General features: G+C 74.4%; 5 protein-coding genes and 2 pseudogenes. 6 read left to right on the forward strand and 1 reads right to left on the reverse strand.

The genetic code is table 11. The annotated features are described in order from the left end of the window. Positions 1-29: 29 nt before the first annotated feature. Positions 30-1,016 (reverse strand): sugar-binding transcriptional regulator, encoded by a 987-nt coding sequence (locus tag CS2_RS16275; RefSeq protein WP_082131594.1) that lies wholly within the window; start codon positions 1,014-1,016, stop codon positions 30-32. A 175-nt stretch (positions 1,017-1,191) separates the two neighbouring features. Here CS2_RS16275 and CS2_RS16280 point away from each other — a divergent pair, with 175 nt between their 5' ends. From CS2_RS16280 to CS2_RS16305, 6 genes and pseudogenes are all read left to right on the forward strand, one after another. Beyond that, entirely contained in the window at positions 1,192-3,006 is a 1,815-nt protein-coding gene (locus CS2_RS16280) for a glycerol-3-phosphate dehydrogenase/oxidase (RefSeq protein WP_070320769.1), read from the forward strand. 116 nt (positions 3,007-3,122) lie between these two features. Continuing rightward, positions 3,123-3,860: an MIP/aquaporin family protein gene (locus CS2_RS16285; RefSeq protein WP_046529999.1), complete on the forward strand. Its 738-nt coding sequence runs from the start codon at positions 3,123-3,125 to the stop codon at positions 3,858-3,860. A 45-nt stretch (positions 3,861-3,905) separates the two neighbouring features. Next, on the forward strand, positions 3,906-5,426 hold the full coding sequence (glpK, locus tag CS2_RS16290; protein WP_070320770.1) for a glycerol kinase GlpK: 1,521 nt from the start codon (positions 3,906-3,908) through the stop codon (positions 5,424-5,426). Between the two features lie 241 nt (positions 5,427-5,667). After that, a complete protein-coding gene (locus tag CS2_RS16295) occupies positions 5,668-8,730 on the forward strand; it encodes a fibronectin type III domain-containing protein (RefSeq protein WP_156442177.1) in 3,063 nt (1,020 codons plus the stop codon). Positions 8,731-8,772: 42 nt separating this feature from the next. Next, positions 8,773-9,648 (forward strand): annotated as a pseudogene (locus CS2_RS16300) (exodeoxyribonuclease III); the annotation flags it as partial. A gap of 105 nt (positions 9,649-9,753) precedes the next feature. Continuing rightward, a pseudogene (locus tag CS2_RS16305) lies at positions 9,754-10,190 on the forward strand (hypothetical protein); the annotation flags it as partial.

Here is a 10,190-nt window from a genome sequence, read left to right on the forward strand (position 1 = left end):
CGGGTGCAGCGGGCCGGCGGGTGGGTGGGTCAGGGGCGGCGCGGGTGCGCGTGGGGGCGCGACGACGCGGCCTCGACGAGCGCGGTGGCGGTGACCTCGTCGACGACGAGGTCGGTGACGACGTCGGCGCGCAGCGCGGCCAGCAGCGGCGCGACCTTGTTGTCGCCGGCGACGACGCACACGCGCCGCGGCACGCGCTGCAGCTCGTCGGGCGTGGGGCCGGTCGCGCGGCTGTTGAGCGAGACGTCCTGCCACGACCCGTCGGCGCGCAGGAAGACCGTGCAGACGTCGCCGACGACGCCCTCGTCGTGCAGGCGGCGCACGTCGTCCTCGTCGAGGTACCCGGCCGAGTAGACGTGCGACGGCACGGCGCCGGCGACGGCTCCCGCGGAGAACACGGCGATGTCGGCGCGGCGCTGCATGTCCAGGACCCGCTTGACCGACCGCTCGCGCCACATCGCGGCCTTGGTGTCGGGGAAGTCGAAGAAGGCGGGGACGGAGAAGTGGTGCACGGCCGCGCCGAACGCCGACCCGAACGACGAGATGAGGTCGGACGCGTACTCGACGCCCGACGTGCGCATGTTCGCGGCGCCGTTGAGCTGCACGACCGCCGACCCGCGCGTCGGCTTGGGCGCGAGGTACCGCGACACGGCCGCGAGCGTGGTGCCCCACGCGATGCCCATGACCATGTCGGAGTCGAACCACGACGCGAGCAGACGTGCGGCGGTCATGGCGACCTGGTCGAGCCGCTCGACCGAGCCGGCGGAGTCGGGCACGGGCACGACGTACGTGTCGATGCCGTACGCGGCGGAGATCGAGCGACCGAGGCCCGGCGCGCGCGTGCTCGACGGGCGCAGCGTGATCTCGACGAGCCCGGTCTCCCGCGCGCGCTTGAGCAGGCGCGACACCGTCGAGCGGGAGGTACCGAGATGACGCGCGATGACCTCCATCTTGAGGTCCTGCAGGTAGTACATCGACGCCGCGCGCAGCACGTCCTGCTCCCGCTCCACGAACACCCGGCGCCACCCCTCGTACGGACCATGGTCCCGGCAACCCTGCACGTTCGTGCACTCCGGTTGCGCGTCCGTTCTGGACGTGATGACGATAACCGGGACGCGCCCGGCGGGCGAGGGGGCCACCGCCGTCCGACGCGTCCGACCGCACGGCTCCACCCGGGAGGGGATCCACCGCATGAGGACCGCACCGCTGACGGCACAGGCACGCCAGGACGCGCTGGCGGCGCTGCGCCGCAGCTCCGAGGGCGGCGGCGAGCTCGACGTGCTCGTGGTCGGCGGCGGCGTCACCGGCGCGGGCATCGCGCTCGACGCCGTGACGCGCGGGCTGTCGACCGCGGTCGTCGAGGCGCAGGACTGGGCGTCCGGCACGTCGAGCCGCTCGAGCAAGCTCGTGCACGGCGGCCTGCGCTACCTGCAGATGCTCGACTTCCACCTGGTGCGCGAGGCGCTCACCGAGCGCGACCTGCTGATCACGCGGATCGCACCGCACCTGGTCAAGCCCGTGAGCTTCCTCTACCCGCTGGAGAACCGGGTCTGGGAGCGCGCGTACGTCGGCGCGGGCGTCGCGCTCTACGACACCCTCGCGTCGGTCTCCGGCACGCGTCGCGCGATGCCGATCCACCAGCACCTCACCCGCAAGGGCATGGAACGGCTGTTCCCCGACCTGCGGCACGACGCGGCCGTCGGCGCGGTCCGGTACTGGGACGCGAGCGTCGACGACGCGCGCCTCGTCGAGACGCTCGTCCGCACGGCCGTCAGCTACGGCGCGCACGCCGCGTCCCGCACGCAGGTCGTCGGGCTCGAGACCACGGCCGGCGGCGCCGTCACCGGTGCGCGCGTGCAGGACCTCGAGACGGGCGAGGTGATCCCCGTCCGCGCCCGCCAGGTCATCAACGCCACGGGCGTGTGGACCGAGCAGACCGAGTCGCTCGCGGGCAGCGAGGGCGGCCTGCGCGTGCTGGCCTCGAAGGGCATCCACATCGTCGTGCCGCGCCAGCGGATCGAGGGCAACACGGGCCTGATCCTGCAGACCGAGAAGTCGGTGCTGTTCATCATCCCGTGGTCCCGCTACTGGGTGATCGGCACGACCGACACCCCGTGGGAGCAGGAGCTCACGCACCCCGTCGCGACGAGCGCCGACATCGACTACGTCATCGACCACGCCAACCAGGTGCTGTCGCGCCCGCTGACGCGTGACGACGTCATCGGCACGTGGGCCGGCCTGCGGCCGCTGCTGCAGCCGGGCACCAAGGAGGGCACGTCGTCCGCCAAGGTGTCGCGCGAGCACACGGTCGCCTCCCCCACGCCGGGCCTCACGGTCATCGCGGGCGGCAAGCTGACGACGTACCGCGTCATGGCCAAGGACGCGGTGGACTTCGCGCTCGGGTCGCGCGCCACGACGCTGCCGTCGATCACGCACGAGGTGCCGCTGGTCGGCGCGGAGGGCCTGCGCGTCGTGCAGCGCCAGTCCCGCGCGATCGCCGCGCGCTACGGCTGGGACCGCCCCCGCATGGACCACCTGCTGCACCGCTACGGCTCGCTGCTGCAGGAGCTCACGGACCTGTGCGACGAGCGCCCCGAGCTCGCTCGCCCGCTGCAGCACGCGCCCGCGTACATCGGCGCCGAGATCGTCTACGCCGCGAGCCACGAGGGCGCGCTGCACCTGGACGACGTGATGATGCACCGCACGCGCCTCAACTACGAGCAGTCCGACAAGGGCGTGGGCGCGCTCGACGAGATCGCCGACCTGCTGGCCCCCGTGCTGGGCTGGGACGACGCGACGCGGCGCCGCGAGATCGAGGCGTACGTCGCGCGCGCCGAGGCCGAGGACGCCGCGGCGGCCGAGCCCGACGACGCGTCGGCCGAGCGCGTGCGGCTGCGGGCGACCGACGTCGCTCCGCTCGTGGCGCTGGGGGACGACGACGTCGACCCCGGCACCAAGCCCGGCTCGCCCGCCGGACGCGGCACGTCCGGCCCGGCCGGCACCTGAGACCCCGGGGGTGCGGCGCCCCGCCGCACCGCACCCCCGGCCCACCGTCCCCTCGCGGACGGTGACCACCCGCGGCGGGGGCCCGCGTGACAACGACGTCGACGGAAGAGGTCGAAGTGGACTACACGATCGGTGATGCGTTCCTCTCGGAGACGCTCGGCACCGCCCTGCTCCTGCTGCTGGGTGCCGGCGTCGTGGCGAACGTGATCCTGCCGAAGACCAAGGGCTTCGGCGGTGGCTGGCTGCTCATCAACTTCGGATGGGGCCTCGGTGTGTTCGCCGGTGTGTACGCGGCGTACAAGTCGGGGGCGCACCTGAACCCCGCGGTGACCATCGGCATCTGGGCGTCCGGCGCGGACGAGTTCGCCAAGGGCATCCCGGTGACCGCCGCCAACGGGTTCCTCTACGTGACCGCGCAGATGCTCGGCGCCGCGATCGGCGCCGGACTGGCGTTCCTCGCGTACAAGAAGCACTTCGACCAGGACGCCGACCCGGCCGTGAAGCTGGGCGTGTTCTCGACCGGCCCCGAGCTGCGCTCGTACGGCTGGAACTTCGTCACCGAGGTGCTGGCGACGTTCGTCCTGGTGTTCATCGTGCTCGCGTTCGGCAAGACCCCCGCCGAGCTCGGGCCGCTGGCCGTCGCGCTGCTCGTGGTCGGCATCGGCGCGAGCCTCGGCGGGCCCACCGGCTACGCCATCAACCCGGCCCGTGACCTCGGCCCGCGCATCGCGCACGCGCTGCTGCCCATCAAGGGCAAGGGCTCGTCGGACTGGGCCTACGCCTGGGTCCCGATCGCCGGCCCGCTCGTCGGCGGGATCCTCGCGGGCCTGCTGGCGCGCGTGTACATCGTCTGACCCCGCTCCCCCACCACCACGTCAGCCCCGACGGAGGGATCCCGCATGACCGACCAGTTCGTCCTGGCGATCGACCAGGGCACCACCTCGACCCGCGCCATGATCTTCGACCACGCCGGCAAGGTCGTCTCGGTGGGCCAGAAGGAGCACGAGCAGATCTTCCCCAAGGCCGGGTGGGTCGAGCACGACCCGACGGAGATCTGGACCAACACGCGCGAGGTCGTCGGCATGGCCCTGGGCCGTGCGAGCCTCACGCACGAGCAGATCGCCGCGGTCGGCATCACCAACCAGCGCGAGACCGCCGTCGTGTGGGACCGCGAGACCGGTGAGCCGGTGTACAACGCGATCGTCTGGCAGGACACGCGCACGCAGAAGATCTGCGACGAGCTCGCGGCGCTGGGGGGCGGCGCCGAGCGCTACAAGGACAAGGTCGGGCTGCCGCTCGCGACGTACTTCTCGGGGCCCAAGATCCGCTGGATCCTCGACAACGTCGAGGGTGCGCGCGAGAAGGCGGAGGCCGGGCGGCTCGCGTTCGGCAACACCGACTCGTGGGTGCTGTGGAACATGACCGGCGGCGTCAACGGCGGCATCCACGTCACCGACCCGACCAACGCGTCGCGCACCATGCTCATGAACATCGACTCGCTCACGTGGAACGAGGAGATCGCCGGCGAGATGGGCGTGCCCGTCTCGATGCTCCCCGAGATCCGCTCGTCGTCCGAGGTGTACGGCGAGGGCCGCAAGGGCGGTCTCCTGCCGGGCGTGAAGATCGCGGGCATCCTGGGCGACCAGCAGGCCGCGACGTTCGGGCAGGCGTGCTTCGAGGTGGGGCACGCCAAGAACACGTACGGCACCGGCAACTTCATGCTCATCAACACGGGCACCGAGCCGATCTCGTCGCAGAACGGCCTGCTGACGACCGTCTGCTACAAGATCGGCGACCAGCCGACCGTGTACGCGCTCGAGGGGTCGATCGCCGTGACGGGGTCGCTCGTCCAGTGGCTGCGCGACAACCTGGGCATCATCTCGTCCGCCCCCGAGGTCGAGCAGCTCGCGGCCACGGTCGAGGACAACGGCGGCGCGTACTTCGTGCCCGCGTTCTCCGGCCTGTTCGCGCCGTACTGGCGCTCCGACGCGCGCGGTGCGCTCGTCGGCCTCACGCGGTACGTCAACAAGGGGCACATCGCGCGCGCGGCGCTCGAGGCCACGGCGTTCCAGACGCGTGAGGTGCTCGACGCCATGAACGCGGACTCGGGGGTGGACCTCACCGAGCTCAAGGTCGACGGCGGCATGGTCGCCAACGACGCGCTCATGCAGTTCCAGGCCGATATCCTCGGCGTCCCGGTGATCCGCCCGCAGGTCGCGGAGACCACGGCGCTGGGCGCCGCGTACGCCGCGGGCATCGCGGTCGGCTACTGGTCGGGCGAGCAGGACGTCATCGACAACTGGGCCGAGGACAAGCGCTGGGAACCGTCGATGGACGGCGACGAGCGCGACCGGCAGTACCGGCTCTGGAAGAAGGCCGTCACGAAGTCGTTCGACTGGGTGGACGACGACGTGCGCTGACCGCACGACGACCGGCGCGCCCGCGCGCCGGTGAGGACGAGGGCCCGGGGCGGGGAGGCTCCGGGCCCTCGCCCTGCCCGGACCGCCCCGTTCGTCCGGTCCCGCCCCTGGGTGCTACCACCCCCTCTTCGCCGTCCAGGACGAACGTCCTGCTCGACTCCCTTCACCTGCGGGCACGCCCCGCCGATGGGGCCGAGGACGCACCTCGAGCCCCGGGGAGCGACGAGGAGCGGAGGGACGCATGCGAGTGCGTCGGTGGATCACGACGACGGTGGCGACGGTGCTCGCCGCGGGGACGGTGGCGGTCACGTCCACGGCCGCGCAGGCCGCGAGCGCGGACGAGCTCGCGGCGGCCCTGCTGGGCGGCACGGACGCGCTCGCGTCGACCGAGCTGCTGGCGCCCGCCCAGGCGAACGGCGCGTCGGCGGCCGTCATGACGACCCCGGTGGCGGGGTTCCCGACGCGCCCCGGCGGGTCGTACGTGGTGCTGTCGTCCGGGCGTGCGGACCAGCTGATCGGCGCGCAGGGCACGGCGGCCAGCACGGCGTGGTCGTCCACCGCGGTGCGGCCCAGCGTTTTCGACGTGACGACGCTGCGCGTGACGCTCGACGTCCCCGCGGGGGCCAACTGCCTGCTGGGCGTGAGCTTCCGCTTCCTGTCCGAGGAGTACCCGCAGTACGTGGGCGACGTGTACAACGACGCGTTCATCGCCGAGGTCGGCCAGAGCACCTGGACGATCGGGCCCGGCAACACAATCGTCGCGCCCGACAACTTCGCGTTCGACCCGCAGGGTCGCGTGCTCAGCATCAACTCCGGCCTGTTCGGCGCCGGCTCGTCGCCCGCCGCCGAGGCCGTGGGCACCGTGTTCAACGGCGCCTCGCCGCTGCTCACCGCCGCGGTCCCGCTGCAGGGCGGCACGCAGCAGGACCTGTTCTTCACGGTCTTCGACCAGAGCGACGCGACGCTCGACTCGGCCGTGATCATCGACAACCTGCGCGTCGGCACGGTCGCGGACGTCGCGACGCAGTGCCGGCCCGGCGCGCAGCAGGCGCCGTCGGAGATCACGGTCACCGCGCAGGCGCCGACGCAGGTCGACGCGGACGGCACGGCCGACGACACGTACACGGTGCCGGCCGTCGAGGGCGTCCAGTACACGGTCGACGGCACGCCCGTCGCGGCCGGCACGTACCCGGGCGCCGGCACGGTCGTGGTGACCGCGACCGCGCTGCCCGGGTACGTCCTCACCGGTGCGACCGAGTTCACGCTCGTCTTCACCGACGTCCGCCACGTGACGGCCGTCCCCCCGACGCAGGTCGACACGTGGGGCACCGCCGACGACACGTACACGATCCCGTCGGTCGACGGCGTGCAGTACCTCGTCGACGGCGCACCCGTCGCCGCCGGCACGCACCCGGGCGCCGGCACCGTCGTCGTCGAGGCGTCCGCGCTGCCCGGGTACGTCCTCACGGGACCGACGCGGTTCGAGCTGGTCTTCACCGACGTCCGCCAGGTCGCCGCGACCGAGCCCGCGCAGGTGGACACGTGGGGCACCGCCGACGACACCTACACGATCCCGTCCGTCGACGGCGTGCAGTACCTCGTCGACGGCAGCCCCGTCGCGCCCGGCACCTACCCCGGCACCGGCACCGTCGTGGTGACCGCCGAGGCCGCCGAAGGGCACGTGCTGACGGGCCCGTCCGAGTGGGTGCTCACGTTCACCGACGTGCGGCAGGCCACCGCGGTGGCCCCCGGGTGGACCGACGCCGCGGGCACCGCCGACGACACCTACACGATCCCGTCGGTCGAGGGCGTGCGGTACTCGGTCGACGGCACGCCCGTCGCGGCCGGCACCCACCCGGGCACCGGGACGGTCGTCGTCGAGGCGAGCGCGCTGCCGGGCTACGTCCTGACGGGCCCGACGGCGTTCACGCTCACGTTCACCGACGTGACCCCGGTCGCGGCCGTCGCCCCGGGTGTCCTGGACCGTCCCGGCACGGCGCTCGACCGCGTCGTGGTCCCGACGGTCCCGGGCGTCGTCTACCTGCTGGGCGACCAGGTCCTGGCACCGGGTGAGCACGCGCTCACCGGAACGCACGAGATCACCGTCCGCGCCGCGGACGAGCGCCACGTCCTCACCGGCCCGACGCGGTTCACCGTCGTGCTGTCGGACGCCGACGTGCCCGGGCGGGTCACGGGCCTGGCCGGCGGTGCCGGGCGCGAGCAGGTGTCCCTCACGTGGTCCCCGACGCCGACCGCGACGGGCTACCGCGTCCAGCGCAGCACGGACGGCAGCACCTGGACCGACGTCGCGACGACGGGTGCCCCGGCGGGCACCGTGCCGGCGACGGGTGGTGCCGCCTGGTACCGCGCGGCCGCGACGAACGACCTGGGCCAGGGCCCGTGGAGCGAGCCCGTGCAGGTCGCCCCCGCTCGCCCCGCCGACGCGCCGCGCGTGACGTCGGTCGTGCCGGGCAACCGGTCGCTGACGGTGACGTTCGAGGCGCCCGGGTCCGACGGCGGCGCGCCGGTCGAGCACTACGAGTACACGGTCGACGGCGGCGCGACGTGGGTGCGGGTCGACGGGTCGCCGTTCGTGGTGCGTCGCCTCACCAACGGCACGGCGTACGACGTCCGGGTCCGCGCCGTGACGGCGGCGGGGCCCGGCACGGCCGGGACCGGGACGGCCACGGCCCCGGCGGTCGTGCCCGTGACGGTCGACGGCACCGACGGGACGCCGACGGTGCCCACCGTGGCACCGGGCGCCGTGCTCGTGCGCTCGGACGACCGGCCCGTGGCCGCGACGCTCACGACCGGGCCCGAGGGCGTCACCGTCGCGGGCGACGGGTTCGGCGTGTCGCTGCGCGGGTTCGAGACCGACGGCTCGCCGCTCGCGGTGGACGGCGAGGGCCGGCTCGTGGTCGAGCAGGGCGGGTTCGTGTCCGTCACCGGCCACGGGTTCGCGCCGGGCAGCGAGGTCGACGTCTGGCTGTTCTCGACGCCGACCCTGCTGGGCACCGTGCCCGTGGGCGCCGACGGGACGTTCGCCGCGCGGCTCGCGCTGCCGGCGGGCATCCCGGCGGGGCTGCACACGGCCCAGCTCAACGGCACCGCGGCGGACGGCTCGCTGCGCTCGGTCGCGACCGGGCTGGTCGTGCGCGCCGCGCCCGGCGGCCCCGCGGCCGACGCGGGTGCGCTGGCCGTGACGGGTGCGTCGACGGCGCCGCTCGCGCTCGCCGCGCTCGCGCTGCTGCTGCTCGGCGCCGGTGCGCTGCTCGCGGCGCGCCGCCGGGACGCGCGCGGCTGACGCCGCCCGCACCCGGTCGGGCCCGCTCCCCCGTGGGGGGCGGGCCCGACCCACGTCCGGGGCCGGCGGTGTCGGCGTCGGCGTCGGCGTCGGCGTCGGCGTCGGCGGGTAGCGTTCCGCCCCGTGCTGCTCGCGACCTGGAACATCAACTCGATCCGTGCCCGCGTGGACCGCGCCGTGGCCTTCCTCGAGCGCACGGGGGTCGACGTCCTCGCGCTGCAGGAGACGAAGGTCAAGGACCAGGCGTTCCCGCGCGAGCCGTTCGAGGCCCTCGGCTACGAGGTCGTCACGCACGGGTACTCGCAGTGGAACGGCGTCGCGGTGCTGTCCCGCGTGGGCGTCGCCGACGTCGAGCGCGGGTTCCCCGGGCAGCCGACGTGGGGCGACCCGGGCGTCGCCGAGGCGCGCGCGCTCGGCGTCACGTGCGGCGGCGTGCGCGTCTGGAGCCTGTACGTGCCGAACGGGCGCGAGGTCGGCGACCCGCACTACACGTACAAGCTCGACTGGCTCGCGGCGCTGCGCGACGCGGCGCAGGGCTGGCTCGCGACCGACCCGCGGGCGCAGGTCGCGATGGTCGGCGACTGGAACGTCGCGCCGCTCGACACCGACGTGTGGGACGTCGGCTGGTTCGCGGGACGCACGCACGTGACGCCCGCCGAGCGCGACGCGTTCACGGCGTTTGCGCACGCCGGCTACACCGAGGTCTCGCGCGTGCACCTGCCGGCCGAGCGCACGTTCACCTACTGGGACTACCAGCAGCTGCGGTTCCCGCGGGACGAGGGCATGCGCATCGACCTCACGTACGCGAGCCCGGCGCTCGCGGCGCGCGTCACGGGCGCGCGGATCGAGCGCGACGAGCGCAAGGGCAAGCAGCCGTCGGACCACGTGCCGGTCGTGCTGGAGATCGCCGAGCCGTGACGGGCGACCCGTGCGGGTGCGTCGGCGCGCCCGCACGGGTGGTCGCGCCCCCGGCCCGTGGCCCCCGGGACGAACCCGTCATCCCGCTCCACTAGATTCGGCACCATGACGTCGACCCCCGAGGACCGCGACACCCCCGCCGCCGGGGCCGGTCCGGTCCAGGAGCCGCCCGCGGCCGAGCCCACCGTGTCCGAGCCGCCGGCGCCCGAGCCGCCCGCCGCACCGGGCGCGACCGCGTCCGCGACGTGGGGGACGTCCGCGTCGCCCGTGTACGGCGGCCAGGACACCCAGCCGCTCGCGGGGACCGCCCCGACGCAGCCGTTGCCGCCCGCGGGCGACACGCAGCCCCTCACGTGGGCCACGCCGGCGCCGACGGCCCCGCTGCCCGCGGCGACCGGTGCACCGGCGCCGGCGTCCGCGCCGCAGGACCCGTGGGCGGTCCGCGCCGACGCGACCTCGGGCGCGTCGGCGTCGCCCTACGGCGCCGCACCGACGCCGCCGCCGCTCGGGTCCGGCGGTGCGACGCCGCCGCCCGGTGTCGG

Origin of the sequence: Cellulomonas iranensis NBRC 101100 = JCM 18110, assembly GCF_001552375.1 — a bacterium.
GTDB lineage: Bacteria > Actinomycetota > Actinomycetes > Actinomycetales > Cellulomonadaceae > Cellulomonas > Cellulomonas iranensis.

What these genes read in the sequence shown, in the direction of transcription:
- CS2_RS16280 (WP_070320769.1), top strand. Translation starts at nt 1,192, where the DNA reads ATGAGGACCGCACCGCTGACGGCACAGGCACGCCAGGACGCGCTGGCG.
- glpK (WP_070320770.1), top strand. Translation starts at nt 3,906, where the DNA reads ATGACCGACCAGTTCGTCCTGGCGATCGACCAGGGCACCACCTCGACC.
- CS2_RS16295 (WP_156442177.1), top strand. Translation starts at nt 5,668, where the DNA reads ATGCGAGTGCGTCGGTGGATCACGACGACGGTGGCGACGGTGCTCGCC.